Here is a 26,798-nt window from a genome sequence, read left to right as displayed (position 1 = left end):
TCAGACCGTGACCAGGTCGCGCAGCGACTCGAGCATCTTGTCGCCGATCCCCGGGACCGCCAGCAGGTCTTCGACGCTGGTGAAGCCCCCGTTGTCATCCCGCCAGGCGACGATGCGCTCCGCCAGCGCGGGACCGATCCGCGGCAATGTCTCCAGCTGCGCGGCATCAGCGGTGTTGAGGTCGAGCGGCGCGTCCGCAGCCCCGGTGGCGGCGGCCGGACCGGCGGGGGCGGCGGGAGTCTCGCCCTGGCGGGGCACGGCGAGCTGCTCGCCGTCGTCGAGCGCCCTGGCCAGATTCACGGCGCCACGGTCGGCGTCGTCGGCGAAGCCGCCGGCCGCGGCGATCGCGTCGACCGCCCGCGCGGAGGTCGGCAGCACATACAGCCCGGGCGCCCGGACCGCGCCCGACACGTGCACGTACAGCTCCGAGGCGGCCTCGGCGGACGCGGAGGGAGTCGTGTCGACGACGACCTGATCGACGGGGGCGAGCGCACCACGGACGATGCCGATGCCGACGGTCACCGCCAGCGCGGCGACGACCAGCACGACGACGGCACCGGCTCCCAGCCGTCGGCGTGCGGATGCGGCATCCGTCGCCCCGGCTCCGTCGGCATCACCGGCTGTCACGCACTCACGCTAGAGTCCCCGGGCGGGCGCTCGACGCGTCGCGGTTCCGGGATGTGCAGACCCCGGAACCGGCTCCTCCTGTGGAGGAGGCTCAGTGTGTGCTGAAGCTCACGACCTTGGGCGGGCGCACGACCGCGCGGGTGATCTCACGACCCGCGAGCGAGCGGACGACCTTCTCGTCCGCCCGGGCGAGACGCTCGAGCTCGGCGGCGTCGATGCGAGCGGGCACCTGGAGCGTGCCGCGCACCTTGCCGTCGATCTGCACCACGGCCGTCACGCTCTCCTCCACGAGGAGCGTCGGGTCGGCGTTGCGCCACGGCACCAGTCCGACGAAGCCGTCATAGCCGAGGATCTCCCACATCTCCTCCGCCGTGTGCGGTGCGAAGAGGTCGAGGATCATGGCAGTGGCCTCGGCGGCCTCGCGCACGGCGGGGTCGGCGGGGCCGGCGCCGGTGTCGATCACCTTGCGGGTCGCGTTGACCAGCTCCATCAGGCGCGCGACGACGACGTTGAACTTCGTCTGCTCGACCAGGCCGGGCGCTTCGGCCAGCAGGCGGTGGGTCACGCGGCGCAGCGCCGCATCCCCTTCCGCCCAGACGACGTCGGGGTCGCTCGTGACGTCGGTCGCCATGCGCCAGGCGCGCGCGAGGAACTTCTGGGCGCCCGTGGTCGACACGTCCTCCCAGTTGATGTCGTCCTCGACGGGACCTGCGAACACCATCGCAACACGGGAGGCGTCGGCCCCGGGGTGCACCATGCTCGCGGCGAACTCGACGAGGTTGCCCTTGGACTTCGACATCTTCGTGCCGCCCAGGAGCACCATGCCCTGGTTGATCAGGCTCGAGAAGGGCTCGGTGAAGTCGATCAGGCCCATGTCGAACAGGACCTTGGTGATGAAGCGCGCGTACAGCAGGTGCAGGATCGCGTGCTCGACTCCGCCGATGTACGAGTCGACGGGCGCCCACCGGTCGGCCTCGCGGGACGGGAACGCCTCGACGTCAGACGTCGGCGCCAGGAACCGCAGGAAGTACCAGGAGCTGTCGACGAACGTGTCCATCGTGTCGGGGTCGCGCAGCGCAGGCTCGCCCGTCTCGGGGTCGGTGGTCTGCATCCACTCGGTGGCGCCGCCCAGCGGCGAGGTGCCCTTGGGCGCCAGATCGAGGCCCTGCGCGTCGGGCAGGCGCAGCGGCAGCTGGTCGTCCGGCACCGGCACGATGCGGCCGTCCTGCGTGTGGATCATCGGGATCGGCGTGCCCCAGAAGCGCTGGCGCGAGATGAGCCAGTCGCGCAGGCGGTACGACTTCGCCGCCCGGCCGGTGCCGGCAGCCTCGAGCTGTTCGATGATGCGGGCGATGGCGTTGCGCTTGGACAGCCCGTCCAGCGACCCGGAGTTGATCAGCCGGCCCTCGCCGGTCAGGGCGATGCCCGTCCGTGCGGGGTCGATGTCGTCGAGCGTCTCGAGCGGGCCCGGGTCGATCGGCACGCCGTCGTCATCGAGCTCGATGACGGGGATCGCACCAGTGATCGGCGCCGTGGTGTCGACGACGACCTTGACCGGCAGGTCGAAGGCGCGTGCGAAGTCGAGGTCGCGCTGGTCGTGCGCGGGCACGGCCATCACCGCGCCGTGGCCGTAATCGGCCAGCACGTAGTCGGCCGCCCAGATCGGCAGCCGGTCGCCGTTGACGGGGTTGACCGCGAAGCGGTCGAGGAAGACCCCGGTCTTGGGCCGGTCGGTGCTCTGGCGCTCGATGTCCGTCTCGCGCTGCACGGTCTCCAGGTAGTCCTGGAAGCGCATGCGGACCTCGGCCGACGACCCGGCGGCGAGCTCTGCGGCCAGGTCGCTGTCGGGCGCGACGACCATGAAGGTAGCGCCGTGCAGCGTGTCGGGGCGCGTGGAGAAGACCGTGACCTTCTCGGCCCGCCCCTCGATCTCGAAGTCGATGTCGGCGCCGACGGAGCGCCCGATCCAGTTGCGCTGCATCCGGATGACCTTCTGCGGCCAGAACCCCTCCAGCTGGTTGAGGTCGTCCAGCAGGCGGTCGGCGTAGTCGGTGATCTTGAAGTACCACTGCGTGAGCTTCTTCTTCACGACCTCGGTGCCGCACCGCTCGCAGTGCCCGTCGACGACCTGCTCGTTGGCGAGCACCGTCTGGTCGTGGGGGCACCAGTTGACCGGGCTCTCCTTGCGGTACGCCAGGCCGCGCTCGTACAGCCGCTGGAACAGCCACTGGTTCCAGCGGTAGTACTCGGGGTCGCTGGTGTGGAGCACCCGGCTCCAGTCGTAGGAGGTGCCGAAGTTCTTCAGGCTCTCCTTCTGCTGCGCGATGTTGGCGTAGGTCCACTCGCGGGGGTCTGCCCCGCGCTGGATCGCCGCGTTCTCGGCGGGCAGGCCGAACGAGTCCCAGCCCATCGGGTTGAGCACGTTGTAGCCACGGTGACGCCAGAAGCGGGCGACGGTGTCGACGTAGGCGTAGTTCTCGGCATGGCCCATGTGCATGTCTCCCGACGGATACGGGAACATGCCGAGGACGTACTTGCGGGGACGGGTGTCGTCGTGGCCGCCCGCACGGAAGGGGTCGGCTTCGGCCCAGCGCGCCTGCCACTTCTGCTGGATCGCGTAGGCGTCGTAGCCCTCGGCGGGCGCAGAGGTGTCGGGGGTTTCGGTCTGACTCACGAGGGAAGCACCAATCATGGAATGCCGGAAAGCGCGCGCAGCGCGCGAAGCGCGTCTTCCAGATTAGCGGACGGGTGTCCTCACCAGCCCGGCGGAAGGGCGGCGCCGAGGGCGGCCAGGGGCCCGCGGGCCTTGATGCCCACCTCGGCGACCTCGGCAGCGGCATCCGATCTCCACGTGATGCCCCCGCCCGCCCCCACGTACGCGAGGTGCGGCGCGACCACGATCGAGCGGATCACCATGGCGAGGTCCAGCGCGCCGTCGTCGCCGACCCATCCGAAGCACCCCGAGAACACGCCGCGCGGGGCACCCTCGAGATCGTGCAGGATCGTCATCGCCGAGAGCTTCGGAGCGCCCGTCATAGACCCCGCGGGAAAGGTCGCCTCGAGGAGCCGGTCGAACGTCGTACCGGGCGCGAGGCGCCCCGACACCGTGCTCACCAGCTGGTGCACGGCGGGGTAGGACTCGACCTCCAGCAGCGCGTCGACCGTCACCGTGCCGTCCAGGCACACCCGCGACAGGTCGTTGCGCATGAGGTCGACGATCATGACGTTCTCGGCGCGCTCCTTCTCGCTCGCACGGAGCTCCGCGGCCAGCGCCGCGTCGGTGGCGGCATCCGTCCCCCGCGGGCGTGTGCCCTTGATGGGCCTGGTCCGCACGGTGCCCGAGCCGTCGGGGCCGGGCTCGACGTGCAGGAAGCGCTCAGGGCTCGCGCTCAAGAGCGCCACGTCACCGGAGCGCACGAATCCACCGTGATGGGCGGGCGTCGCCGCGCGCAGCCGCGCATACACCTCGAGAGGATCGACGGATGCCTCGACCTCGAAGCGCGTCGTGAGGCACAGCTGGTACGCGTCGCCCTCCCGGATCGCGTCGCGGCACCCTTCGATGAGCGCGGCGTACTGATCAGGAGCATGGCGGCCGCGCGCGCGACCGATCACCGCGGTCGGACCGAACGGCGCCGGCGCCGACGCGGAAGCGACGGCGTCGGCCAGCGAGGCCGCCTCACCGGTCGGCGCATATGCGTGCGCGCGCATGGTCGAGTGGTCGAACGCCACGAACCGCGACACGCGCAGCCACCGCTCGTGGGGGACGCCGTCGTCGTCGTGCGAGGAAGGAGCGCCCGCCCGGGCGGCCGCCTCGTCGTAGCCGGCCCAGCCGATCCAGCCCCCGCCGAACGGCCCGGCCGTGTGCTCGCGCAACCCGTCGGCGCACACGGTGGCCCGCACGTGCGCCGCGTCGTCGGGCACGCCCGCGCCCATGAAGCTCCACCCCTCTGCGGCATCGGGGCCGGCGTCGAGCCAGAACGCGTGCGGCTCGCCCGCGAACAGCGCGGCGAAGACGGATGCCGGATCCACCCAGTGCGCGACGTCCGAGGTGGCGAGGGGGTCCGACATGTTCCCAGGTTAGAGCGACGCCAAGGCCTCTAGGCTCGTGGCGTGAACGAGTTCCTGACTTGGCTGCTCGACGCGGTTCAGAGCGTCGACCCGGTCGTCAGGACACTCCTGGCGGGACTCGCGATCATGCTCGAGACGAGCGTGCTGATCGGCCTGGTCGTGCCCGGCGACACGATCGTGATCGTCGCGGGAACGGCGGTCGCGTCGCTGCTGGAGGGCATCGTGCTGGGCGTCGTCGTCGTGCTGGGCGCACTCGTCGGCGAGAGCATCGGCTTCTGGCTCGGGCGATTCCTCGGCCCGCGCATCCGGCACTCGCGGCTCGGCCGGCGCATCGGCGAGGAGAACTGGGAGCGGTCGGAGCGATACCTGCGCCGGCGCGGCGGACCCGCGATCTTCATCTCCCGCTTCCTGCCGGTCCTTCACTCGCTGGTGCCGCTCACGGTGGGGATGAGCGGGTATCCGTACCGCCGCTTCCTCGCCTGGACCGTTCCCGCGTGCGTCATCTGGTCGACGCTCTACATCTCCGTCGCTGCGCTGGCGGCGGGCACCTACCGCGAGCTCGCCGACCAGCTCCACTACGCCGGCTACATCTTCGTCGGCGTCATCGTCCTGTTCCTGGTGCTCGTGTACATCAGCAAGAAGGTCATCGAGCGCGCCGAGAGCAAGCACCTCGATCACGAGGGTCCGGACGAGACGTCGGTGGCGGACGTGAAAGACTGAAGCGGTGCCTCAGACCGATCCCCAGCCGGTGCGCGCCAAAGTGCTCTGGCTCGCGCGCCTGGAGTACCGGTTCCACGCGTGGCGCGAGCGCCGTGCCCGCAAGCGCGGACAGACCCCCACGGTGGCCCCTTTCCCCGGCTACGGCGGACCCGGGTGGGTGCGCGTCCTCGGCCGCGTGATGATCGTCCCGCCCGTCAAGCAGACCGAGTCCGGCGAGTACGCCGGCGTGCGCGGCTGGCGCAGCTTCGCCGCCGTGCCCATCGGCTACGCCCAGGTCACCGTCACGATCGCGGGCATCGAGCACGAAGTGGTCGCCGACCGCGGCGGTGTCATCGACACGCGCCTTCCTGCACAGCTGGAACCCGGCTGGCAGACCTTCACGATGACCGTCGAGAACGGCGAGCCCGTCGAGACCCGTGTCTTCGTCGTCGGTCCCGACGTGCGATTCGGCATCGTGTCGGACGTCGACGACACGGTGATGGTCACCGCCCTTCCCCGGCCGCTGCTCGCGGCGTGGAACTCGTTCGTGGTCAACGAGCACGCGCGTCAGCCGGTCCCCGGCATGGCGGTGCTGATGGAACGCGTCGTGCGCGAGAACCCGGGTGCGCCGCTGATCTACCTCTCGACCGGCGCGTGGAACATCGCGCCGACGCTCATCCGCTTCCTCAGCCGCCACGTCTTCCCGCCGGGGGCTCTGCTGCTGACCGACTGGGGACCGACCCACGACCGCTGGTTCCGCAGCGGCAAGGCGCACAAGCTCTCCAACCTGCGCCGACTGGCCGCCGAGTTCCCCGACGTGCGCTGGCTCCTCGTCGGCGACGACGGCCAGCACGACGACGAGATCTACACCACGTTCACCGACGAGCACCCCTCGCAGGTGGTGGCGGTCGCCATCCGCCGGCTCTCCCCCGCCGAGGCCGTTCTCGCCGGCGGCCGCACCGCCGTCAACGACCACGCCGCGGCCGAGGTGCCGTGGGTGAGCGACAACGACGGGGCAGGCCTGCTCGAGCGCCTGGAGGGCGTCGGGGTCCTCGGCAGCGCAGGGACGATCGAGGCCTGAGGCGCCACGCACGCCGACGGGTGTGGCGGGCCGTACGTCGGCGGCCGCGCGTAGGCTGGCCGCATGTGCGGACGCTTCGTAGTGGCCAGTGCCGGCTCCGACCTCGTCGGTGTCCTGCGAGTCGACGTCGAGGGCGATGACCTGCCCGCCCCCTCCTTCAATGTGGCGCCCACCAACAGCGTCGCGATCGTGCTCGACTCGGCCAAGACCGAGCCCCCCACGCGGCGCCTGGAGGCCGCCCGATGGGGTCTCATCCCGTCCTGGGCGAAGGACACCAAGATCGGCGCCCGCGCCTTCAACGCCCGCGCGGAGGAGCTTGAAGACAAGCCGATGTTCCGCAGCGCGCTCGAGAAGCGGCGTGCGGTGGTTCCGACATCCGGCTACTACGAATGGAAGAACGTGGACGGGGTCAAGATCCCGCACTACATCCATCCCGCCGACGGTGAGCCCCTGTTCCTGGCGGGGCTCTACGAGTGGTGGCGCGACAAGACCAAGGGCGACGATGACCCCGAGCGGTGGCTGTTGAGCTTCACGATCCTGACCCGCGACTCGATCGGGCACCTCGGCTCCATCCACGACCGCATGCCGCTGTTCCTCGACCCCGACCACGCGGACGCGTGGCTCGATCCGACGACCGACAACGTTCGCGACGTCCTCGATGCGGCGATCGACGCCGCTCCGGCCCTGGCCGACACGCTCAGCGACCACGAGGTGTCCAAGGCCGTCGGGAACGTGCGCAACAACTCCCCCGAGCTCATCGAGCCCGCGGACTCCTGACCCGGCTCCCCGCGACCGCGCGGGATCCCCGGCGTATCCTCGTACGGTGACGATCGCCCTCTCCGCCGCGCCGATGCTTCCGGCGGGCGTGTGGCGCGAGCGCGCGGCTGCGCACGAGGCCCGCGCGCAGGCGCTGACGCGCGCGCATCGCGAGCGTGCGGCGCGCCGGGAGGCGCATCCGGTCGAGGACTTCCTCTTCACGTACTACTCGTACAAGCCCGCGGTGCTGCACCGGTGGCACCCCGGAGCGGGCGTGGAGCTGGCGGATGCCGCATCCGACGCCCGCGCGACGTGGCGCTGGTACCGCGCGGGCGAAACGCCGGGTTCGGTGGTCGTCGACGGCGCGGGCATCCGGGCTGAGCGGGGCGCGCTCGTGGCCAACGTGGCGCGCATCCTGCGGGCGACGGCGGGCCGCGCACCGGGATTCGGCTGCTTCGGCCTGCACGAGTGGGCGATGGTCTACCGGCAGGCCGACCACCGGCATCCGGTTCCGCTGCGTCTTGGTCAGGAGGCGACGGACGCGGTCGTCGAGGCGCACGATCTCCGCTGTACCCACTTCGACGCCTTCCGCTTCTTCACACCAGATGCGGTGCCGCGAAACCGCGACGCGCCCACCCGCGATCGGCAGGCGGAGCTCGAGCAGCCCGGGTGCCTGCACGCGGGGATGGATCTCTACAAGTGGGCGGTGAAACTCGGCCCACTGGCGCCGGGCGAGGTGCTGCTCGACGCGTTCGAACTGGCCCGCGACATCCGGGAGCTGGACATGCGCGCGTCGCCCTACGATCTCCGCGACTGGGGCTACGACCCGGTGCCGATCGAGACGCCCGACGGGAAGGCCGCCTACGTGCGCGCGCAGCGCGCGTTCGCCGAGCGCGGCCGGCCGATCCGCGCGCGGCTGCTCGCGGCGGCGGCCGTCTGACTCAGCCCTCTGGATCGCACGTCGTGCAGGGCAGCGCCCCTCCAGCGGAGTCGGCCAGCGCCAGGCGCAGCTCCATGACGCGTGTGGCGGCGTCGTCGAGACGGTCCTCGGCGAGGGTGCCCGACTCGACGGCTGCCACGATGCCGTCGACGATCGCCGGGGCGGTCTCGGCCGTCGAACCTACCACCGTCAGCACGAGGTCGTTTCCGGCGGCGAGCGCGGTCACCGCGTTGGCGACGGGGTCGGCGTACTCGGGGACGCCGGAGGACTCCAGCATGCCGAGGTCGTCGGTGACCATGACTCCGTCGAACCCGAGCTCGTCCCTGGCGATCCGATGCCACTCGGCCGACAGGCTCGCCGGCGCCGGATCCACCGCCGTATAGGCGAGATGGCCGTACATGAGCAGCTCTGCCCCCTCGTCGATGCCGGCCCGGAACGGCACGGCGTCGGCGGAGCGCCACTGATCGAGTGACATCGCGGTCGTGGGGATCGAGGAGTGCGAGTCGCCCGGGGCGGCCCCGTGACCCGGGAAGTGCTTGAGCGTCGAGAACACGGTGCCCCGCTCGCCGCGCACCGCGGCCGCCACCCGGGCCGCAGCAGCATCGGGCGTCGTGCCGAGGGTGCGCCGATGGATGAACGAACCCGGATCGGCAGTGACGTCGGCGACGATGCCGAAGTTCACCGGGATGCCCGCCTGACGCACCAGACCGGCGCGTCCGGCGAACGCGGCCTCGGCCGCCGCGGGATCCGCCTGCTGCAGCTGGTAGGGCGCGGGGAGGTCGTCCCACGGCAGGCGCGAAACGTCGCCGCCCTCCTGGTCGATCGCGATCAGAGGCGGGCGGGCGGGATCGACGGTCAGCGATGCGGTGAGCGCCTGCAGCGCGGCCGCGTCCTCGGGGATGTTCGCGCCCATCAGCAGGAAGCCCCCGAGCTGATCGGACTCCATGTACGACCGGAGAGCGGCCGGATCCGTGGTCGGGATGTGTGCCATGACGACGCTGGCCGCACGCTCGCGCAGCGACATCGCGTCGACGACGGCCGCCGCGGGGTCGGCTGCTTCCGGGGTCGCGGTGGCGGACGGGGTCGCTGTCGACGCCGTCGGTGCGGGTGTCGGCTCCTGCGGCGCGGCACAGGCGCCGCACAGCGTCGCGGTGATCGCCAGGAGCGCGCCGAGCAGGGCGGTTCGTCGCGCGGAAGTCACTCGTCCAGCCTAGGTGCGCCCGCCCGTGGGGGCGCTCACGATTCAGTGCCGGGCGACGATGGCGGCGGCATCCGTGTGTGCCGGAAGCACGCCGTACTGGACCCCGCGGTCCTCGCCCAACCGGGCGGCGATGAAGGTCTCCGCGTGGGACGAGGGCGCATGCCGGAGCATGAGGGAGGCCTGGAAGGCGAGCGCGAGGTCCTCACTGAGGCGCCGGGCCTGCGACGCGGCGTCGTCGGCATCCGCGCCGGACAGGCGCTGCAGCAGGGTGAGCGTGCGTTCCACGTGCCGGTCGAGCACGGGCGAGGCTCCGGCGGTCGAGCCCAGCTCGTCGGCGAACGCCTCACCGGAGTCGCGGTCCCGCGTCAGCGCGCGCAGCACATCGAGCGCGATGACGTTGCCGGACCCCTCCCAGATGGCCATCACCGGCTGCTCGCGATAGCGCCGCGCCAGCGGGAACGATTCGGTGTAGCCGTTTCCGCCGAGGCACTCGAGCGCCTCGTACGCGTGATGCGGACCCCGCTTGCAGACCCAGTACTTCGACACCGGCGTCGCGAGCCGGCGCAGCGCGCGGTCGCGATCGGAAGCCTCGGCCTCGAACAGCTGCGCGAGGCGCAGTCCCGTCAGGAGCGCCGCCTCGTATTCGATGGCGAGGTCGGCGAGCACCGCCGTCATCGCGGGCTGGTCGATGAGGAGGGCGCCGAACGCCTCGCGTCCGCGGGCATGCCACAGCGCCTCGGCCACCGACTGCCGCATGCCGGCTGCCGTGCCGAGCACGCAGTCCAGCCGGGTGCGCTGGACCATCTCGATGATCGTGCGGACGCCCCGGCCGGGCTCGCCGACCACGAAGCCGACCGTGCCGTCGAACTCGACCTCGGCCGACGCGTTGGAACGGTTGCCGAGCTTGTCTTTGAGCCGTTGGATCCGGAACACGTTCCGCATCCCGTGCGGGAGGACCCGCGGCACGAACAGGCACGACAGGCCCTCGTCGCGACCACCGCTTCGCGTATGCGCGAGCACGAGGAACGCGTCCGACATCGGCGCGGAGCAGAACCACTTGTGGCCGGTGAGCTGATAGGCGTGACCGCCCATCGCCTCGCCCACCGTGGTGCCCGCCCGCACGTCGGAGCCGCCCTGCTTCTCTGTCATCGCCATGCCGATGAGCGCGCTGCGCTTGGGTCCCTCGGTGATCAGGCGAGGCTCGTACTCCCGCGAATACACACGGGGCAGCCAGTCATCGGCGACCCACGGGGATCCCTCGACCGACGCGACCGCAGCGTGGGTCATCGACACAGGGCAGGCATGCCCGGGCTCGACCTGCGCGAACAGCAAGAACATCGCCGCACGCGCGACGTGGGCGCCCGGCCGAGGCTCGGCCCACGCGGACGTGTGCGCGCCGCGGGCGATCGCCTCCCCGATCACCCGGTGATACGACGGGTCGTACTCCACCTCGTCGAGGCGGTAGCCCCATCGGTCGTGCGCATGGGCGACGGGCGTGTGCAGGTTTGCAAGGTGCGCATCGCGCTGGAAGGCGGCCGAGCCGACGAGCGCCCCCGCTTCGGCGAGGGTCTCCTCCGCCCACCCCGCGCCGAACCCGGCCACACCCTCGCGCAGCGGGGCGTTGAGTGCGTATTCATCGACGTCCACGCGCCAGGGCGGCTGATTGTCGACGTAGTGCGTCGCCGCGCCGATCACCCGCTGCCCGCGCGCGAACGAGGTCATGCCTGCTCCCGCTCCCCCACCATCGCGAGCGCGTACTGCTCGCCTGGGCTGAGCGGCGCGCGCGTGACGATGTCGTGCACGAAGGCGAGCTTGTGCCGCACCGGGGTCACGATCGTGAACGGGTACAGGTCGCCGAAGCCCATCGAGCGGTTGATCCGGTTGAAGCCCTGCGACATCCACTCCCAGTCCGTCAGCAGGCGCTGGATCGGCTCGTTCTCGTACGAGGCGAGCGGCACGACGTCGGTGTCGCGCAGATTCGTCACGGACGCGTCGAGGTGGATGCCGATGACCGCCGCGGTCTGCAGCGTGCCCGTGATGTGCAGATAATGCGCGAAGGTCTCGGCGAAGTCCTCCCACGGGTGCATCGTGGCGTACTCCGAGATGAACGACTCATGCCAGTCGGACGGGGCGCCGAACTTGTAGTGGCGCTTCAGCGCGTCGCGATAGCTGGTCCGTTCGTCGCCGAAGAGCTCGCGACACCGGGCCCACAGCTGATCGTCGGTGAGCAGCACGTTCTGGTAGTAGTGGCCCACCTCGTGACGTAGGTGTCCGAGGATGGTGCGGTACGGCTCGCCGAGGCGCACGCGGAGCGCCTCGCGGCGGTCATCGAGGTTCTCGGCGAGATCGATCGTGATGATGCCGTTCGCGTGCCCGATCGTGACCGGCTTGCCGTCGGACAGGCTCGAGATGAGGTCGAAGCCGAGACCGCCCTTCTGCAGATCCCAGCCGACGATCGGCAGACCCAGGTCGGCCAGCTGCAGGATGAGGCGACGTTTGGCCTCCTCCGTCTTCGCGAGCTTCTCCAGCGCCACGGTGTCGTCGGCCGCGGGACGGCGACGGGTGAGCCGGCACGAGAAGCAGCGACCCGCAGGCGCGTTCTCCCACACCAGCCAGTTGCACGCCCACTCGCGGTTGGAGCACGTGTACCAGTTCTCGCCGTCGATCTCGACCTGCCCGTGGCGGACGCCGTGAAACTCGCGCGTCGGCAGGTGATACCCGATCTCGGCCTCGCAGTTCGGACAGCGAAGCGTGTCGAGGTACACGAAGTGGCGACAATGCGGACAGCGGGGCTGCGTGCTCACGGTCTCACCGTAGCGCCCCGCGAAGGCGCCGGAGACACGTCACGGCTCCGGGACCAGCTCCACCCGCAGCAGCAGATCGTCGTCGGCGCGCGGCGCCCCGCGGCCGTCGGTGTTGCTGGTCAGGATAAACAGAGATCCGTCGGGCAACGCGACCGCATCGCGGAGGCGTCCGTGGGCGCCCACGAGTGCGGCGACGGGTTCTCCCGCGGCCTCGCCTGACCGCGTGTCGATCTGCCACAGCCGTTCGCCGCGCAGCCCCGCCATGAACACGGTGTCGCCCACGGCCGCGATGCCGCTCGGGCTGGCCTCGCTCGTCGGCCACTGGGCGACCGGGTCGACGAATTCGGTGCGACCGGCTTCGCCTTCCACCACGGGCCAACCGTAGTTGGCTCCCGCCTCGATGCGATTGAGCTCGTCCCAGGTGTTCTGACCGAACTCGCTGGCCCACATCGTGCCGTCGGCCGTCCAGGCGATCCCCTGCACGTTGCGGTGTCCCATCGACCACACCCGCGTGCCCCAGGGGTTTCCGGGCGCCGGCTCGCCGTCCACCGTCACGCGGAGGATCTTCCCGCCCAGCGCATCGGCGTCCTGTGCGGCATCGCGCTGCTGCGCGTCGCCGGTCGTGATGTAGAGGAATCCGTCCGGGCCGAACGCGAGGCGGCCGCCGTCGTGGGTGCTCGCGCGCGGGATGCCGTCGAGCACCACCTCGGCCTCGCCGAGGGCGAGCGCTCCCGCGTCGCCGAGAAGCGGCATCCGCACCACTCGGTTATCCTGCGCTGATCCGAAGTATGCGTACAGCACCGCAGGATCCTCCGCGGTGAGGAGCGCGATGCCGTGCAGGCCGGACTCGCCGCCGGACACGACGCCCGGGATCGTCCCCACCGTGCGGAGCTCACCGCCGGCGGTCAGCTCGCGCACGGCGCCGTCGTCGCGCTGGGAGATGAGTGCTCCGCCGCCGGCGAGCGGTATGACGGACCATGGCGTGCTCAGTCCCGACGCGAGGGCGCCCGTCACGCTTCCGACCCGCCACCACGACTCGGCCGGCGCGGATCGTGTGGGTCCCACCGAAGGAGCCTGAGACGACGGTGCGGGCGCGGTGGCCGGGGCGCTGCAGGCGGACGCCGCGTTCAAGGCGAGGATGACACCTCCGGCGGCCGCCCAGCGGAGAAGTCTCGTCATCCGTCCGCCACGGCCGCCTCGAGGACGGCCAGGTCGATCCGCCGCATCCGCAGCATCGCCTGGACGGCGCGGTGGGCGATCTCGGGATCGGGATGCCGGATGAGCTCCACCAGGCGCTCGGGGATGATCTGCCACGACAGTCCCCAGCGGTCCTTGAGCCAACCGCACGGCTGCTCCTGGCCGCCGTCAGCCGTCAGCGCGTCCCAGTAGCGGTCGACCTCAGTCTGGTCACGGCACGCGACGTAGAGCGAGACGGCCTCCGTGAAGGGGAACTGCGGGCCGGCGTCCATCCCGTAGTAGTCGCGGCCACCCAGCCGGAAGTGCACGTGCATCACCTTGCCGCCCATGCCCGGCACTTCGCCGGGGTAGCGATCGATCGTGACGATCTCCGACTCCGGCACGAGCGCGGTGTAGAACGCGACGGCCTCCTCAGCCGAGTCGTCGAACCAGAGGAAGGGGGTCACAGCGCTCATGCGTTCCACCCTCCCCGACGGCTCCGGCAGGCGCAATGGGCGAGGACGCTGATGACGTCGGTGTGCGCAGCTTGCATGAAGTGCCTGGGCTGAAGTGTCCGGTCTCGGACGACTCGTTCGTTGTACTGAGTGACCGTTCCAATGAAGAGAGGAAAGACGATGAGGCCGTTGCGATACTCGATCAACGTCACACTCGACGGCTGCTGCCACCACGAGGCGGGCCTCCCGCCGGACGAGGAGTCGATGCAGTACTGGGCTGCTCGGCTGGCAGAAGCCGACGCTCTGCTCTTCGGCCGGGTCACGTACGAGATGATGCAGTCTGCGTGGCGGCGACCTTCCACGGGCGCATGGCCGGACTGGATGAACGAGTGGCAGATCCCGTTCGCCGAGACCATCGACCGGGCGGAGAAGTACGTCATCTCCAGAACCCTGACCGCGGCGGATTGGAACGCCGAACTGCTGCGCGGCGACCTCGAGCGCACCGTCACGCAGCTGAAGCAGCAACCGGGCGAGGGGCTCTGGGTGGGCGGTGTCGCCCTGCCGCTCGCTCTGGCCGACCTGGGACTGATCGACGAGTACGAATTCCTGGTGCAGCCGGTGCTGGCCGGGCACGGGCCCACGCTGTTCGCCGGGCTTCGCGAGCGGATTCAGCTCGACCTCGTCGATCGCCGCGAATTGCGTTCCGGAGCCGTCGCGCTCCGCTATCGACCCACGGGAGCGATGGTCTGACCGCGGGGCGCCGGGTGCGGCCCAGAGGCACCCTCATCGGCCGAGAGCTGCAGGCAGCGGTGCGCCCCGAGATCATGCCGGCGGAAACGGAAGAGGCCGCCCTGTCGGGCGGCCTCTTTCCGGTGGACCTGAGGGGACTCGAACCCCTGACCCCCTGCATGCCATGCAGGTGCGCTACCAGCTGCGCCACAGGCCCGGATGTCGTTCCCGCTCTCGCGGGGCAACTCGTCTAGCTTACAACACCCGGAAGGGTGCTCCGTACCAGGCTCACTCCTCGACGGCCGCGCGGGCGGGCAGCGTGACCGGCACGACGGGGCAGTCCTTCCACAGTCGCTCCAGGCCGTAGTACACCCGCTCCTGCTCGTGGAACACGTGCACCACGAGGTCGCCGAAGTCGATGAGCACCCATCGGGACTCCTCGCGCCCCTCACGGCGCAGGCGCTTGTGCCCTGCCTCGAGCAGCTTGTCCTCGATCTCGTCGGCGATGGCGGCTACGTTGCGCTCGCTGCGACCGGTGACCAGCAGGAAGATGTCGACGAGCGGCAGCGGTTCCGACACGTCGAGGGCGACGAGGTCTTCGCCGCCTTTCGCATCCGCCGCGGCCGCGGCGATCTGCAGCATGTCGTGCGACTGCGCACTGGCGACCATCAGAAGACTCCCGTCACGAAGGCGAGGATCAGCACGCCCACCAGGGCCAGGGCCAGGACACCCGCCGTGATGGCGAGCGACATCATGAGCTTGCCGCCCTTCTCGGGTGCCGGCGGCTTGATCACGTCGCCGGGCGCCTTCGCCGTGCTCACCGCGGAGCTCGCGGCGATCGGCGTGGGCGACGAGTGCGACGGCAGCTCGCCGTCGACCAGGGTGGCGTCGATCTCCTTGCCGTCGGCGGTGCCCTTGGCATGACCGGTCGACCCGAGCCCTTCGGGCAGGTTGAACGTGCCGGTGACGATGACCTCGCCTGTCGCGGTGACCGGGGCGACCAGCGGCGCGATCTCGGGGGCCTGCGAGACGATCAGCGTGTTGGGGATTGCAATCGACCCGGTCGTGCGCGAGAGCAGCTGATCGAAGGACGGCGGCATGTCGACCGCCTGCGGCGCCGCGGCGACGGGGGTCTCGTCGAGGAGGTTCGCTCCGAGCAGCGGGCTGACGGCCTTGGGCGCGGCGGATTCGTCGGCGTCTTCCGGCGCGGCGGTGGCGCCGCCGAACACGTCGGAGAGATCGTCCTCGTCAGTGGTGCGGGTCGCGGGCTCGGCGACGAACGCGGGCTCGGCGGCGAACGCCGGCACCGAGGCCGCAGGCGCGGGCACCGAGGCCGCGGGCGGAGCCGGCGGCTCCCAGCGCGGGGCGGGAGCGGGCCGGGCGTCCTCGGTCTCGCGAGGGATTCCGAAGAGCGCGTGCATGCCGCTGTCGGTCGAGACCTCGGCGGAGTCGTCGTGGGGCGGGGCGAAGAGCGGGCGCTCGGGCTCCGGGAACGGGGCGACGGCGGGCGGAGCGGTCGGGAACGCGAACGCGGGAGCCGCACCTGCGGTCGCGGCGGCGTGGGCGGCGACGACCTCGGGGGTTATCACCGGCACCGACGCGGTGCGGATCCGCTCCTGCTGCCTCGCCTGCCGGCGGGTCAGGGGCGAGACACCGAGGTCGACGGCTGCGTCGGGCACCGGCGCGGGTGCCACCGGTGCGGGCTCGGCGGGGCGTGGGAACGGGGCGGCGGCGACGGGCGCCGGCGGCGGGGTGACCGGCGGCGCGGCGGGCGGTGCCGCGGAGGGGGCGGTGGCCTCCGAGCCTTCGGGGGCGTCGGTCTGCGGCGCGATCACCGGCGTGGATCCGGTGTTCCGCAGTTCGCGGATCTGCTTCCGCGTGAGGGCTGGCGTTGCCGGGTGCTCGGGTGTACTCATTCCTTGCTCCGGTAGAGATGGTGCTTCGCAATGTATTGGACGACCCCGTCCGGCACGAGGTACCACACGGGGTGTCCTCGCTGAACTCGGTCGCGGCAGTCCGTCGACGAGATGGCGAGGGCGGGGATCTCGAGCTGGCTGACGTCGTCGCTGGGCAGGCCGTCGGTGTTCAGGACATGCCCCGGCCTGGACACCGCGACGAAGTGGGCGAGGTCCCACAACTCATCATGGTCTCTCCAACTGAGAATTTGCGCTATGGCGTCGGCGCCCGTGATGAAGAACAGCTCCGCGTCCGGGCGCTGGGCCTTCAGATCGCGGAGCGTGTCGATGGTGTAAGTCGGTCCCTCGCGGTCGATGTCGACGCGGCTGACCGTGAAGCGGGGATTGGATGCCGTCGCGATGACGGTCATGAGGTAGCGATGCTCGCTCGGCGAGACGTCTTCCTTCTGCCACGGCTGACCCGTCGGCACGAAGACGACCTCGTCGAGGTCGAACCACTGAGCCACCTCACTGGCGGCCACGAGGTGCCCGTGATGCACGGGGTCGAACGTTCCGCCCATGACCCCGATGCGGGGGGCTGTCGTCACCGACATGCAGCAAGCCTCAGTGGCCGTGCCCCGCTCGCTGGACGTCGTCGGCGTGTGCCTTGGCGTACGCCTCGGCCTTGTGCGAGTGGCGGTTCGCCACGTTGCGGTACGACGCGGTCACGAGGGCCAGCACGCCGAAGACGACGATCGCGACGATGCCGTACCAGACCGTCTCGAGGGCGACGTTGCCGTGGTGCTCGGCCTCTTCGGCGGCGAGGGCGATGATCGTGGCGAGTGTCATTCGGGCTCCGTTCGGGTTCGCCTCTGGGGCGCAGGACTGGACCAGTCTATTCCGTCAGACGCGGACCTGCCCGGCACCGCGCGCGAGCCACTTCGAGCTCGTGAGCTCGGCCAGGCCCATGGGACCCCGGGCGTGCAGCTTCTGGGTCGAGATGCCCACCTCGGCGCCGAAGCCGAACTCGCCGCCGTCGGTGAAGCGCGTCGACGTGTTGGCCATCACGACGGCGGAGTCGACCTCGGCGAGGAAGCGCGCCTCGTTGGCGGCATCCTGCGTCACGATCGACTCGGTGTGATGGGTCGAGTAGCGACGGATGTGGTCCAGCGCCTCGTCGAGATCGTCGACGACGCGCATTGCGAGGTCGAGGCTCAGATACTCGGTGACCCAGTCCTCGTCGGTCGCGGGCGTCACGCCGGCCGCGAGGCGCGCAACCGTCTCGTCGCCGTGCACGGTGACCCCACCCTGCTGCAGGGCCTCCACGACGGGACCGACCAGGCGATCGGCGGCGCTCCGGTGCACGAGGACCGTCTCGACCGCGTTGCACACGCTCGGACGCTGGGTCTTCGCGTTCACGACGATGTCGCGAGCCCACTCGAGCGGGGCGGACTCGTCGAGCACGATGTGAACGACTCCGGCGCCGGTCTCGATGACGGGCACCGAGGACTCGGTGACGACCGTCTCGATGAGCTGGGCGCTGCCGCGCGGCACGAGGACGTCGATGATCCCGCGCGCGTGCATGAGCTCGCGGGCACCGTCGCGCCCGAACTCGTCGACGGTCTGGATGGCCTCGGGGTCGATGCCCCGCTCGGCCAGCGCACCGCGCATCGCACGCACGAGAGCGGCGTTGGTGTGCTCGGCGGCGGTCCCGCCGCGCAGCACGACCGCGTTGCCCGATCGAAGGGCGAGGGCCGCGATGTCGACCGTGACGTTCGGCCGGGCCTCGTAGATCGAGCCGACGACGCCGAACGGCACCGCGACCTTGGTCAGCGATACGCCGTTGGACAGCGTGCGCTCGTCGAGGACGCGTCCGACCGGGTCGGGAAGGGCCGCGATCTCGCGCACCGCCGAGGCGAGTGCCGCGACGCGCGGCTCGTCCAGGCGGAGGCGGTCCTGCAGCGCGGTGGAGAGCCCGGTGGCGCGTCCGTGCTCGAGGTCCTCGGCGTTGGCCGCCACGATCTGCGGGGTGGCCGCCTCGATCGCGTCCGCGATCGAGAGGAGGGCGTCGCGCTTCGCGTCGTCGCCGAGGAGGCCGATGCTGCGGGCGGCGTCCTTGGCCAGCAGCATCCGTTCCCGTGCCGTCGTGGCGGTGGTGGTCATCCGCCCAGTCTATCGACCGCGGTGCGCACGGGCCCGGTCGCGGCGGGCGCCGCGGGCTCAGGATTGGGCTGGAACCACGTGCCGATCTCGTCGCCCGAGAGCGCTTCGCCTACCAGGTCGGCACTGGTCACGAGGACGCCGATTCCGGATGCCGCGGCCAGCCGCGCGGCGGATACCTTGGTGGCCGCTCCCCCGGTGCCGACACTGTTGACGACCACCGATCCGAACTCGAATCCGTGCAGGTCGTCGCCGTAGGACACGTGCGGGATCGGCAGCGCGCCGGGCTCGTCCGGCGGACGCGTGTAGAGGCACTCGATGTCGCTGAGCAGCACGAGCGCGTCCGCGCCGATCAGCTGTGCCACGAGGGCTGCAAGGCGGTCGTTGTCGCCGAAGCGGATCTCGTGCGTGGCGACGGTGTCGTTCTCGTTGACGATGGGGAGGATCCGCAGGCCGAGCAGGCGCTCCATCGCACGCCGCGCGTTCGAGCGGTGCGTCGCGTTCTCGAGGTCGCCGGCGGTGAGCAGCACCTGCCCCGCCACGATCCGGAACGGCCGCAGCGCCTCCTGGTAGCGGTAGATGAGCACGTTCTGGCCCACCGCCGCCGCGGCCTGCTGTGTGGCGAGGTCGCTGGGGCGCTCGTCGAGCAGCAGGTACGGCATGCCGGTCGCGATCGCGCCGGACGAGACGAGGACCACCTCGGTGCCACGGCCGTGCGCCGCAGCGAGAGCGTCGACGAGCGGCTTGATCTTGTGGGCGTTGTCGCCGCTGATGGAGGACGAGCCGACTTTGACGACGACCCGGCGCGCGAGGGGCAGGTCACGCCTCTCGTGCGCGCTCACTCGGCCTCCTCGTCGTCCCAGCCTCGCTCGGCGAGGCGCTCGGCCTCCAGCTCGGCGCGGGCCTCGGCCTTCGCGTCCATGCGGTCGTGGTACTTCTCGCGACGCTCCGAGGTCGTGCGACGCGTGTCGCGAAGCAGGCGCGGGTCGGTGCCGCGCGGCGCGGTCATGAGCTCGGCCGTGGACGAGATCGACGGCTCCCAGTCGAACACGATGCCGTCGCCCTCGCCGATCACGACGGTGGCACCGGGCGTCGCGCCGGCCCGGAAGAGCTCGTCCTCGACGCCCAGCTTCTCGAGGCGATCACCGAGGTAGCCCACAGCCTCCTCGTTCTGGAAGTCGGTCTGCTGCACCCACTTGAGCGGCTTCTCGCCGAGGATGCGGTAGATGTTGCCGTACGTCCCGCCCTCGACACGGACCGCGAACTCCTTCTGGGCGCCCTTCGGGCGCACGACGATGCGCTCGGGCGCCGGGGCGGCTGCCTGCTCGGCACGATGCTGCGCCACGATGTCGCCGAGCGCGAAGGTCAGCTGCCGGAGTCCTTCATGGCTCACGGTCGAGATCTCGAACACGCGGAAGCCGCGGGCCTCGAGGTCGGGCCGCACCAGGTCGGCCAGCTCCTTCGCCTCCGGCACGTCGACCTTGTTGAGCGCCACGAGTTGCGGGCGCTCGAGGAGCGGCGTCTGGCCTTCGGGCACGGGATACGCGGCGAGCTCCGCGGTGATGACGTCGAGGTCGGTGAGCGGGTCGCGGCCCGGGTCGAGCGTCGCGCAGTCGAGCACGTGCACGAGCGCCGTGCAGCGCTCCACGTGGCGGAGGAACTCGAGACCGAGCCCCTTGCCCTCGCTCGCACCCTCGATGAGACCGGGCACATCGGCCACGGTGAAGCGCTGCTCGCCCGCCTGGACGACACCGAGGTTCGGGTGGAGCGTGGTGAAGGGGTACTCGGCGATCTTGGGCCGCGCGGCCGAGATCGCGGCGATCAGGCTCGACTTGCCGGCGGACGGGAAGCCCACCAGCGCCACGTCGGCGACGGTCTTGAGCTCGAGGAGGACGTCGCCCTCCCAGCCCGGCGTGCCGAGCAGTGCGAAACCGGGGGCCTTGCGCTTCGGATTGGCGAGCGCGGCGTTGCCGAGACCGCCGAGGCCGCCCGGCGCCGCGACGAACCGCATCCCGGGCTCGATCATGTCGACGAGCACCTCACCGGAGGTGTCCTTCACGACCGTGCCCACGGGAACCGGCAGCACGAGCGGCTCGCCCGCGGCACCGGAGCGGTGATCGCCCATGCCGAAGCCGCCGTTGCCGCTCGAGCGGTGCGGCGAGTGGTGGTACGACAGCAGCGTCGTCACCTGCGGGTCGGCGACGAGCACGACATCGCCGCCGTGGCCGCCGTTGCCCCCGTCGGGGCCGGCGAGCGGCTTGAACTTCTCGCGCTTGACCGACACGCAGCCGTTGCCGCCCTTGCCGGCGCGCAGGTGCAGCGTCACCCGGTCGACGAACGTGACCATGCGGTCCCCCTCAGGTGTGGGTGCTTCCCGGTGATCCGGGATGGGAATAAGGGAAAGGGGCGAGCCGAAGCCCGCCCCTTCCGGAAGTGTGCGCCACTGTCGCGGTGCATGAGCCTGTCGAAGGCTTACTCCGCGACCGCCACGACGTTGACGACCTTGCGGCCGCCCTTGTGGCCGAACTCGACCGCGCCCGCAGCGAGTGCGAACAGCGTGTCGTCGCCACCGCGGCCGACGTTGGCGCCGGGGTGGAAGTGGGTGCCACGCTGGCGGACGAGGATCTCGCCGGCGTTGACGGCCTGGCCACCGAAACGCTTCACGCCGAGGCGCTGTGCGTTGGAGTCACGACCGTTGCGGGTGGAGCTTGCGCCCTTTTTGTGTGCCATCTCTGCGTCTCCTGTGGCTTTACTTGATGCCGGTGACCTTGACGCGCGTGAGGTCCTGACGGTGGCCCTGGCGCTTCTTGTAGCCGGTCTTGTTCTTGAACTTCTGGATCACGATCTTCGGGCCGCGCTCCTCGCCGAGCACCTCGGCGGTCACGGTGACCTTCGCGAGCTTGTCGGCGTCGGTCGTGACGGTGTCACCGTCGACGAAGAGCACCGCGGGGAGCTCGATCTTGTCGCCGACCTTCGCGGCCTGGCGGTCGAGAACGACGATCGTGCCGACCTCGACCTTCTCCTGCCGGCCACCGGCGCGCACAACTGCGTAAACCACTTCACACCTGTTTCTTCTGGGAGCACGCGCACGCGCTCAGGACGTCATGAAAGACTTGGTGCGGATTTCTCGACGCACCAAGGGTCCACTTTACCAGATGCCGGATCAGTCCGCGAAAGCGGGCAGCACCGTGTCGTGGCATCCGGTGCGTAGGATCTGCTCGTGGCGATCCTGATCGACGATCCGCGCTGGCCGGCCCATGGGCGTCTGTGGGCGCACTTGGTGACGGACACCGACCTCGACGAACTCCACGCCTTCGCCGCGGCGAACGGGATCCCCCGCCGCGGTTTCGACCTCGATCACTACGACGTGCCCGAAGAGGCGCACGCGCGCCTGGTCGCGGCGGGAGCCGAGCACGTCAGCGGCCACGAACTGGTGCGGCGGCTGATCGCGTCCGGTCTCCGGGTGCGCGCCCGTGACCGTCACTGATCTCTTCACCCGCGGGCGGATGCCGACAGCTCGAGCACGTCGGCGGCCCGTCGCGGCCCGTCCAGCTCTCTGATGGCCGCGCCCAGGCGCTCGGCACGCGAGTGCAGCGCGCTGCTCGCGAGCATCCGCTCCACAGTCGCCCGGATCGCGTGTGGCCCCGATCGGCTCGGCAGAGTCTCCCCCACCCCCGCCGAGGTCACCGCCCTCGCGATGCGCGGCTGGTCCGACGTGGCATCCAGCGGCAGAGCCAGCACCGGCACGCCGTGAGCCAGCGCGGCGAGCGTCGTCCCATGCCCACCATGGCCGACGACCAGCGATGCCCGCGGGAGAACCTGCTCGTGCGGCATCCATTCGTGCACTTCGACACCGGCCGGCACCCGCACCTCCCCCGCCCTCAGCGCGGGGCCCAGTGTCGCGACGACGTGGGCTTCCAGGCCGTCGACGGCGTCGAGCACGCGCTGCCACGAGGCCACCAGTCCGGCGAACCGGAACGTGCTGAGGCTCAGCACCACCGTCGGCTGCGCCGGGTGCGCGGCGACCGCCGGTGTCATGGCACCCGCGTAGACCACGGTTCCCGGTGCGGCCGAGAGCGCCGGCTGCGCGGGGAAGGGCACACGAAGACTCGGAACGGATGCCACCACGATCGGTGCCGCGTGGGATCGCGGTCGGCTGACGCGCACACCCCGGGGCCAGACCAGCACCGCCAGCGCCCGGGCGCCGCGGGCCAGGAAGTCGTGCAGAGTGTGCTCGAGGATCGCGAAGCGCTGGTCCATCCGGTCGAGCACATCCAGCACGCTCAGGAGCATGCAGTCCACGACCACCACGTCGACGGGATTCGCCGCGAGCTGGGCGACGGTGTCGTCAGCCAGTCCCCTGTCGGTGAACAGCCCCAGCAGTCCTGCGGGTCGGGGGTCGAGCACGAAGCCGGGGGCGCTCGGGTAGGGCGTGAAGCGCAGACCGGCGGCCCGGAACGCTGCGGCCTGCGCGTCGTGTCCGAGCACCCGCACGTCATGACCGCGCTCCGCGAGTGCGCGCGCGACGGCGATGGTGGGCATGCGGTTGCCGCCACCGTCCCACGTCACGAACATGTAGCGCGCCATCGCGCCTCCGTTCCCCGGGCGCCCAGATTATCGAGCGCGCGGCCCGGGCGACAGAGCACGCGCCCCTGCCCGGCCGGAGCCGGACAGGGGCGCGTGCTGCTCAGTCCTCGGACGGAGTGTGCGGAACGGGCGTTCCGGTGAGCGCAGCCGTGGTGACCCGTCGCCGCGAGCGACCCTGACCGGGCGCCTTCGGCTCGGGGAGCGCGTTGAGCACCGAATCCAGGAGCAGGTCCTTCTCGGTGCGCGCCTCCTTCTTGGCGCGGGAGTCCTGGCGCTTCTTGCGCTGCTTCTTCGGGCGCTCGGCGGGGGCAGGCTCGGCGACCGGCGCGGCCTCGGCGGGCGCGGCCTCATCGTTGTGATGGATCGTGGATGCCGCGATCTGTGCCAGCGCCGACTTCACGCCCTCGGTGATGACGTGAGTGCCGTTCGAGCCGCCGGCGGACGGCGCGGGAGACCCGCCGCGCGGGCGACGGCCCGAGGAGGAGGACGGAGCACCGGCGGCCGGTGCGCGGTGCTTCACGACCGGGTCGTGGTGGACGATGAGCCCGCGGCCGGCGCACACCTCGCACGCCTCGCTGAAGGTCTCGAGGAGCCCGAGACCGAGCTTCTTGCGGGTCATCTGCACGAGACCGAGCGAGGTCACCTCGGCGACCTGGTGCTTGGTGCGGTCGCGGCTCAGGCATTCGACGAGGCGCCGCAGCACGAGGTCGCGGTTGGACTCGAGCACCATGTCGATGAAGTCGACGACGATGATGCCGCCGATGTCGCGCAGCCGCAGCTGCCGGACGATCTCCTCCGCAGCCTCGAGGTTGTTCTTCGTGACGGTCTCTTCGAGGTTGCCGCCCGAGCCGACGAACTTGCCGGTGTTGACGTCGACGACCGTCATCGCCTCGGTGCGGTCGATGACGAGCGATCCACCCGAGGGCAGCCAGACCTTGCGATCGAGCGCCTTCTCGATCTGCTCGGTGACACGGAACACGTCGAACGGGTCGTGCTCGCCCTCGTAGCGCTCGACGCGCTCGAGGAGGTCGGGCGCGACGGACTCGAGGTACTTCGAGATCGTGTGATGCGCGTCGTCGCCCTGGATGAGCATCTTCGAGAAGTCCTCGTTGAAGACGTCGCGGACGATCTTGACGAGGAGGTCCGGCTCGGAGTGCAGCAGCGACGGCGCTTGGATCGTCTCGATCTGCTTCGAGATGTGCTCCCACTGGTTGGTGAGACGCTGCACATCGCGCGTCAGCTGCTCCTCGGTGGCGCCCTCGGCCGCGGTGCGCACGATGACACCGGACGACTCGGGGAGCACCTCCTTGAGGATCTTCTTCAGGCGGGCGCGCTCGGTGTCGGGGAGCTTGCGCGAGATGCCGTTCATGTTGCCGCCCGGCACGTACACCAGGTAGCGACCGGGGAGCGAGATCTGGCTCGTCAGACGGGCGCCCTTGTGGCCGACCGGATCCTTCGTGACCTGGACCAGCACGCGGTCGCCGGTCTTGAGCGCGAGCTCGATGCGACGGGGCTGGTTGCCGGTCTCGACGGCGTCCCAGTCCACTTCGCCCGAGTACAGCACGGCGTTGCGGCCGCGGCCGATGTCGACGAACGCCGCCTCCATGCTGGGCAGCACGTTCTGCACCCGGCCGAGGTAGACGTTGCCGATGAGCGACGCGTCCTGGTTGCGGGCGACGTAGTGCTCGACGAGCACGTTGTCTTCGAGCACGGCGATCTGGATGCGGCCGTTGCGCGAGCGCACGATCATGTCGCGGTCGACGGCCTCGCGGCGCGCGAGGAACTCGGCCTCAGTCACGACGGCGCGGCGGCGGCCCGCCTCGCGGCCGTCGCGGCGGCGCTGCTTCTTGGCCTCCAGGCGCGTGGAGCCCTTGATGCGCTGCGGCTCGGTGATGAGCTCGACGGCGCGCTGGCGCGTCTGCTGCGGCTGCTTCGGCTCGTCGGACGCGCCGGATGCCTCGTCCCGGCCCTCTCCGCCGCGACGACGGCTGCGGCGGCGCGAGCTGGTCGACGCTGCGCTGTCCGCCTCGGGCGCGGGCTCGGGCTGCGTGCGCCCGGCGCGGGCGGGCAGCACCACGATCTCGGGAGCGTAGAAGTGCAGCTGCGTCGAGACAGCCGACACGAAGACATCGGGCAGAAGTCCCAGGCTCTGGGCGGTCACCGGCTCCGGCTCGGCGGGGGCCTGCGGCTCCTCGGCCGGCTGCGGCTCCTGCGGGGTCTGCGGCTCCTCGGCCTGCTGCTCCGGCTCGTCGGACGCCTGCAGGCCCTGCGGCTCATCCTCGGCCTTCGGCGCGTCCTCGGCCTTCGGCGCGTCCTCGGCCTTCGGGGCATCCTCGGCCTTCGGCGCGTCTTCGGCCTTCGCCGCCTCTTCGGGCGCCTCGACCGTCGGCCCGGCATCGGCATCAGTCACCGCGACGTGGTCCGCGTCGGCCTCGCCCGTCACTTCGTCAGGCTGCTGCTCACTCGCCTCGGGCTCGCCCGCTTCGGCGGGCGCCTCGGCCTGCGCGCTCTCCTGCGGGGCCGCCGGCGCTTCGGCCGGGGACTCCGCCTCCGCATCGACCTCGACGGACTCGTCCGCTGGCGTCAGCGGCGCATCCGGTTCGGTCTGAGGGGTGAATTCTGCATCGTTTCCATCAGCCATCACTGGCGTACTCCTAGCGGGGCGGCACCGCGCGTCGCCCGGCGAAATCTCGTGCGGCGCCGCCCATGCCCCTCCGGACGGGGCGGTGCCGCGAACTCACTCGGTCTGCAGCGGAGCTCGGCTCTCAGCGGATGCTCGCGCTGCCAAGGGCATTCGTCGCCCTGAAGTCTTCTGGTGATGATCGTCACGGCGCGGCCGTGAGTCATCGCCCCCCATTATCGCACCTACCCCGCCAGAATGCCCATTCGCGGCCGCGCAGCGCGTTCCCCACGCCGCAGCCGGTCGATTTGCACGGCGCCGTGGTGCGGCATCCGTGCAGATCCCGGTGCCATAATCCGAGGCATGCCCGACCAGCAGAACCACACCCGTCCCACCGGGCTCGCCATATGGCTCGTCATCGCCGGAGTCGTCGGCTGGTGGGCGGCCTTCGCGCTGACGGTCGAGAAGCTCGAGAAGCTCGCGGACCCCGACGCCATCGCCTCGTGCGACCTGAGCGTGCTGGTGCAGTGCACCGCCAACCTCGACTCGTGGCAGGGCAGCGTGTTCGGCTTCCCCAACCCGCTCCTCGGCATCGCGGGCTGGGTGGCGCCCATCGTGGTCGGGATGGCGATCCTCGCCCGCGCGCGCTTCGCCCGCTGGTTCTGGTGGTGCTTCTGGGCAGGGATCGCGTTCGCGTTCGGCTTCGTCATCTGGCTCATCAGCCAGAGCCTCTACGACCTGCACACCCTCTGCCCGTGGTGCATGGTGACATGGTCGGTGACGATCCCGACCTTCTACGCGGTGACCCTCCACATGCTGCGCTCCGGCCAGGTTCCCGCATCGGAGCGCGTTCGCCACGTCGCCGACCGGCTGATGGCCTGGGTGCCCCTGGCTGCGATCCTCAGCTACGCCGTCATCCTGCTGCTGGCCCAGCTGGAGATGAACGCGGTCGTCAACATCTGGCAGACGCTGTTCGGCTAGCCCCCGCGCGTCGCACGGA

26 protein-coding genes and 1 tRNA gene are annotated in these 26,798 nt (G+C 70.8%); 7 read left to right on the top strand and 20 right to left on the bottom strand.

The window, feature by feature from the left end; all coding sequences use genetic code 11:
• The 3 genes from IM767_RS15455 to IM767_RS15445 form a co-directional block, all read right to left on the bottom strand.
• Positions 1 to 627, bottom strand: coding sequence for a ComEA family DNA-binding protein (locus IM767_RS15455; protein WP_109211211.1), 627 nt, complete (start codon positions 625 to 627; stop codon positions 1 to 3).
• Positions 628 to 718: 91 nt separating this feature from the next.
• Positions 719 to 3,319, bottom strand: a complete 2,601-nt coding sequence (leuS, locus tag IM767_RS15450; RefSeq protein ID WP_109211210.1) for a leucine--tRNA ligase — start codon at positions 3,317 to 3,319, stop codon at positions 719 to 721.
• A gap of 62 nt (positions 3,320 to 3,381) precedes the next feature.
• Positions 3,382 to 4,695 carry an anthranilate synthase component I family protein gene (locus tag IM767_RS15445; RefSeq protein ID WP_109211209.1) on the bottom strand — a complete coding sequence of 438 codons (1,314 nt, stop codon included), beginning with the start codon at positions 4,693 to 4,695 and terminating at the stop codon, positions 3,382 to 3,384.
• 42 nt (positions 4,696 to 4,737) lie between these two features.
• Between IM767_RS15445 and IM767_RS15440 the strand changes: the two genes are divergently transcribed.
• The 4 genes from IM767_RS15440 to IM767_RS15425 all read left to right on the top strand — a co-directional run bounded on the left by IM767_RS15440 (position 4,738) and on the right by IM767_RS15425 (position 8,171).
• Positions 4,738 to 5,415, top strand: a complete 678-nt coding sequence (locus tag IM767_RS15440; protein WP_109211208.1) for a DedA family protein — start codon at positions 4,738 to 4,740, stop codon at positions 5,413 to 5,415.
• A 4-nt stretch (positions 5,416 to 5,419) separates the two neighbouring features.
• Positions 5,420 to 6,475, top strand: coding sequence for an App1 family protein (locus IM767_RS15435; RefSeq protein WP_109211207.1), 1,056 nt, complete (start codon positions 5,420 to 5,422; stop codon positions 6,473 to 6,475).
• Between the two features lie 63 nt (positions 6,476 to 6,538).
• On the top strand, positions 6,539 to 7,252 hold the full coding sequence (locus IM767_RS15430) for an SOS response-associated peptidase (RefSeq protein WP_109211206.1): 714 nt from the start codon (positions 6,539 to 6,541) through the stop codon (positions 7,250 to 7,252).
• A 46-nt stretch (positions 7,253 to 7,298) separates the two neighbouring features.
• A complete protein-coding gene (locus IM767_RS15425; protein ID WP_422613781.1) occupies positions 7,299 to 8,171 on the top strand; it encodes a 3-methyladenine DNA glycosylase in 873 nt (290 codons plus the stop codon).
• 1 nt (position 8,172) lies between these two features.
• Here IM767_RS15425 and IM767_RS15420 read toward each other — a convergent pair whose 3' ends face one another.
• Genes IM767_RS15420 through IM767_RS15400 form a run of 5 tightly spaced genes read right to left on the bottom strand, consistent with a single transcriptional unit; the run spans position 8,173 to position 13,828 of the window.
• The gene (locus IM767_RS15420; RefSeq protein ID WP_239453401.1) at positions 8,173 to 9,372 is read right to left on the bottom strand and encodes a glycoside hydrolase family 3 N-terminal domain-containing protein; all 1,200 of its coding nucleotides are present in this window, start codon (positions 9,370 to 9,372) and stop codon (positions 8,173 to 8,175) included.
• Between the two features lie 42 nt (positions 9,373 to 9,414).
• Positions 9,415 to 11,094: an acyl-CoA dehydrogenase family protein gene (locus tag IM767_RS15415; RefSeq protein ID WP_109211205.1), complete on the bottom strand. Its 1,680-nt coding sequence runs from the start codon at positions 11,092 to 11,094 to the stop codon at positions 9,415 to 9,417.
• Positions 11,091 to 12,176: a zinc-binding metallopeptidase family protein gene (locus tag IM767_RS15410; RefSeq protein WP_109211204.1), complete on the bottom strand. Its 1,086-nt coding sequence runs from the start codon at positions 12,174 to 12,176 to the stop codon at positions 11,091 to 11,093. Before IM767_RS15410 ends, IM767_RS15415 begins: the two co-directional genes overlap by 4 nt.
• A gap of 39 nt (positions 12,177 to 12,215) precedes the next feature.
• Complete coding sequence (locus IM767_RS15405) at positions 12,216 to 13,355, bottom strand: PQQ-dependent sugar dehydrogenase (RefSeq protein ID WP_109211203.1); 1,140 nt, start codon at positions 13,353 to 13,355, stop codon at positions 12,216 to 12,218.
• Entirely contained in the window at positions 13,352 to 13,828 is a 477-nt protein-coding gene (locus IM767_RS15400; protein WP_109211202.1) for a VOC family protein, read from the bottom strand. Before IM767_RS15400 ends, IM767_RS15405 begins: the two co-directional genes overlap by 4 nt.
• A 159-nt stretch (positions 13,829 to 13,987) precedes the next feature.
• Here IM767_RS15400 and IM767_RS15395 point away from each other — a divergent pair, with 159 nt between their 5' ends.
• Entirely contained in the window at positions 13,988 to 14,557 is a 570-nt protein-coding gene (locus IM767_RS15395) for a dihydrofolate reductase family protein (RefSeq protein ID WP_109211201.1), read from the top strand.
• A 123-nt stretch (positions 14,558 to 14,680) separates the two neighbouring features.
• Here IM767_RS15395 and IM767_RS15390 read toward each other — a convergent pair.
• The 10 genes from IM767_RS15390 to rplU all read right to left on the bottom strand — a co-directional run bounded on the left by IM767_RS15390 (position 14,681) and on the right by rplU (position 21,649).
• Positions 14,681 to 14,753: transfer RNA gene (locus tag IM767_RS15390), tRNA-Ala, on the bottom strand.
• Positions 14,754 to 14,824: 71 nt separating this feature from the next.
• Entirely contained in the window at positions 14,825 to 15,205 is a 381-nt protein-coding gene (rsfS, locus tag IM767_RS15385; protein ID WP_109211200.1) for a ribosome silencing factor, read from the bottom strand.
• Positions 15,205 to 16,452: a hypothetical protein gene (locus IM767_RS15380; protein WP_239453397.1), complete on the bottom strand. Its 1,248-nt coding sequence runs from the start codon at positions 16,450 to 16,452 to the stop codon at positions 15,205 to 15,207. The genes rsfS and IM767_RS15380 overlap by 1 nt, the downstream gene beginning before the upstream one ends.
• The gene (gene nadD / locus IM767_RS15375; protein ID WP_109211199.1) at positions 16,449 to 17,045 is read right to left on the bottom strand and encodes a nicotinate-nucleotide adenylyltransferase; all 597 of its coding nucleotides are present in this window, start codon (positions 17,043 to 17,045) and stop codon (positions 16,449 to 16,451) included. The genes IM767_RS15380 and nadD overlap by 4 nt, the downstream gene beginning before the upstream one ends.
• 10 nt (positions 17,046 to 17,055) lie before the next feature.
• Positions 17,056 to 17,280: a hypothetical protein gene (locus IM767_RS15370; protein ID WP_109211198.1), complete on the bottom strand. Its 225-nt coding sequence runs from the start codon at positions 17,278 to 17,280 to the stop codon at positions 17,056 to 17,058.
• A gap of 54 nt (positions 17,281 to 17,334) precedes the next feature.
• Positions 17,335 to 18,594, bottom strand: a complete 1,260-nt coding sequence (locus tag IM767_RS15365; protein WP_109211197.1) for a glutamate-5-semialdehyde dehydrogenase — start codon at positions 18,592 to 18,594, stop codon at positions 17,335 to 17,337.
• Complete coding sequence (proB, locus tag IM767_RS15360; protein ID WP_109211196.1) at positions 18,591 to 19,433, bottom strand: glutamate 5-kinase; 843 nt, start codon at positions 19,431 to 19,433, stop codon at positions 18,591 to 18,593. The genes IM767_RS15365 and proB overlap by 4 nt, the downstream gene beginning before the upstream one ends.
• Complete coding sequence (gene obgE / locus IM767_RS15355; RefSeq protein ID WP_109211195.1) at positions 19,430 to 20,938, bottom strand: GTPase ObgE; 1,509 nt, start codon at positions 20,936 to 20,938, stop codon at positions 19,430 to 19,432. Before obgE ends, proB begins: the two co-directional genes overlap by 4 nt.
• A gap of 125 nt (positions 20,939 to 21,063) precedes the next feature.
• Positions 21,064 to 21,321: a 50S ribosomal protein L27 gene (gene rpmA / locus IM767_RS15350; RefSeq protein ID WP_109211194.1), complete on the bottom strand. Its 258-nt coding sequence runs from the start codon at positions 21,319 to 21,321 to the stop codon at positions 21,064 to 21,066.
• 19 nt (positions 21,322 to 21,340) lie between these two features.
• Positions 21,341 to 21,649, bottom strand: a complete 309-nt coding sequence (gene rplU / locus IM767_RS15345) for a 50S ribosomal protein L21 (protein WP_109211193.1) — start codon at positions 21,647 to 21,649, stop codon at positions 21,341 to 21,343.
• Positions 21,650 to 21,811: 162 nt separating this feature from the next.
• On the opposite strand from rplU, the gene IM767_RS15340 reads away from it, so the two are divergent.
• Entirely contained in the window at positions 21,812 to 22,078 is a 267-nt protein-coding gene (locus IM767_RS15340; protein WP_109211192.1) for a DUF4031 domain-containing protein, read from the top strand.
• A 5-nt stretch (positions 22,079 to 22,083) separates the two neighbouring features.
• Here the strand turns inward: IM767_RS15340 and IM767_RS15335 are convergent, their stop codons facing one another.
• Together IM767_RS15335 and IM767_RS15330 are read right to left on the bottom strand one after the other, a co-directional pair.
• Positions 22,084 to 23,178: a glycosyltransferase gene (locus tag IM767_RS15335; protein ID WP_109211191.1), complete on the bottom strand. Its 1,095-nt coding sequence runs from the start codon at positions 23,176 to 23,178 to the stop codon at positions 22,084 to 22,086.
• 100 nt (positions 23,179 to 23,278) lie between these two features.
• Positions 23,279 to 25,819 (bottom strand): Rne/Rng family ribonuclease, encoded by a 2,541-nt coding sequence (locus tag IM767_RS15330; protein WP_109211190.1) that lies wholly within the window; start codon positions 25,817 to 25,819, stop codon positions 23,279 to 23,281.
• Between the two features lie 342 nt (positions 25,820 to 26,161).
• Between IM767_RS15330 and IM767_RS15325 the strand changes: the two genes are divergently transcribed.
• Positions 26,162 to 26,779, top strand: coding sequence for a vitamin K epoxide reductase family protein (locus IM767_RS15325; RefSeq protein ID WP_109211189.1), 618 nt, complete (start codon positions 26,162 to 26,164; stop codon positions 26,777 to 26,779).
• Positions 26,780 to 26,798: the final 19 nt, after the last annotated feature.

Source organism: Microbacterium ureisolvens (genome assembly GCF_015278315.1).
Lineage (GTDB): Bacteria > Actinomycetota > Actinomycetes > Actinomycetales > Microbacteriaceae > Microbacterium > Microbacterium ureisolvens.
The sequence above is the reverse complement of the archived record's forward strand: the minus strand, read 5'-3'. Positions and strand labels throughout refer to the sequence as shown.

What these genes read in the sequence shown, in the direction of transcription:
- IM767_RS15395 (WP_109211201.1), top strand. Translation starts at nt 13,988, where the DNA reads ATGAGGCCGTTGCGATACTCGATCAACGTCACACTCGACGGCTGCTGC.
- IM767_RS15330 (WP_109211190.1), bottom strand. Translation starts at nt 25,819, where the DNA reads ATGGCTGATGGAAACGATGCAGAATTCACCCCTCAGACCGAACCGGAT.
- obgE (WP_109211195.1), bottom strand. Translation starts at nt 20,938, where the DNA reads ATGGTCACGTTCGTCGACCGGGTGACGCTGCACCTGCGCGCCGGCAAG.
- rpmA (WP_109211194.1), bottom strand. Translation starts at nt 21,321, where the DNA reads ATGGCACACAAAAAGGGCGCAAGCTCCACCCGCAACGGTCGTGACTCC.
- IM767_RS15415 (WP_109211205.1), bottom strand. Translation starts at nt 11,094, where the DNA reads ATGACCTCGTTCGCGCGCGGGCAGCGGGTGATCGGCGCGGCGACGCAC.
- IM767_RS15405 (WP_109211203.1), bottom strand. Translation starts at nt 13,355, where the DNA reads ATGACGAGACTTCTCCGCTGGGCGGCCGCCGGAGGTGTCATCCTCGCC.
- IM767_RS15430 (WP_109211206.1), top strand. Translation starts at nt 6,539, where the DNA reads ATGTGCGGACGCTTCGTAGTGGCCAGTGCCGGCTCCGACCTCGTCGGT.
- rsfS (WP_109211200.1), bottom strand. Translation starts at nt 15,205, where the DNA reads ATGGTCGCCAGTGCGCAGTCGCACGACATGCTGCAGATCGCCGCGGCC.
- leuS (WP_109211210.1), bottom strand. Translation starts at nt 3,319, where the DNA reads ATGATTGGTGCTTCCCTCGTGAGTCAGACCGAAACCCCCGACACCTCT.
- IM767_RS15325 (WP_109211189.1), top strand. Translation starts at nt 26,162, where the DNA reads ATGCCCGACCAGCAGAACCACACCCGTCCCACCGGGCTCGCCATATGG.
- IM767_RS15380 (WP_239453397.1), bottom strand. Translation starts at nt 16,452, where the DNA reads ATGAGTACACCCGAGCACCCGGCAACGCCAGCCCTCACGCGGAAGCAG.
- nadD (WP_109211199.1), bottom strand. Translation starts at nt 17,045, where the DNA reads ATGTCGGTGACGACAGCCCCCCGCATCGGGGTCATGGGCGGAACGTTC.
- IM767_RS15400 (WP_109211202.1), bottom strand. Translation starts at nt 13,828, where the DNA reads ATGAGCGCTGTGACCCCCTTCCTCTGGTTCGACGACTCGGCTGAGGAG.
- IM767_RS15335 (WP_109211191.1), bottom strand. Translation starts at nt 23,178, where the DNA reads ATGGCGCGCTACATGTTCGTGACGTGGGACGGTGGCGGCAACCGCATG.
- IM767_RS15365 (WP_109211197.1), bottom strand. Translation starts at nt 18,594, where the DNA reads ATGACCACCACCGCCACGACGGCACGGGAACGGATGCTGCTGGCCAAG.
- IM767_RS15445 (WP_109211209.1), bottom strand. Translation starts at nt 4,695, where the DNA reads ATGTCGGACCCCCTCGCCACCTCGGACGTCGCGCACTGGGTGGATCCG.
- IM767_RS15370 (WP_109211198.1), bottom strand. Translation starts at nt 17,280, where the DNA reads ATGACACTCGCCACGATCATCGCCCTCGCCGCCGAAGAGGCCGAGCAC.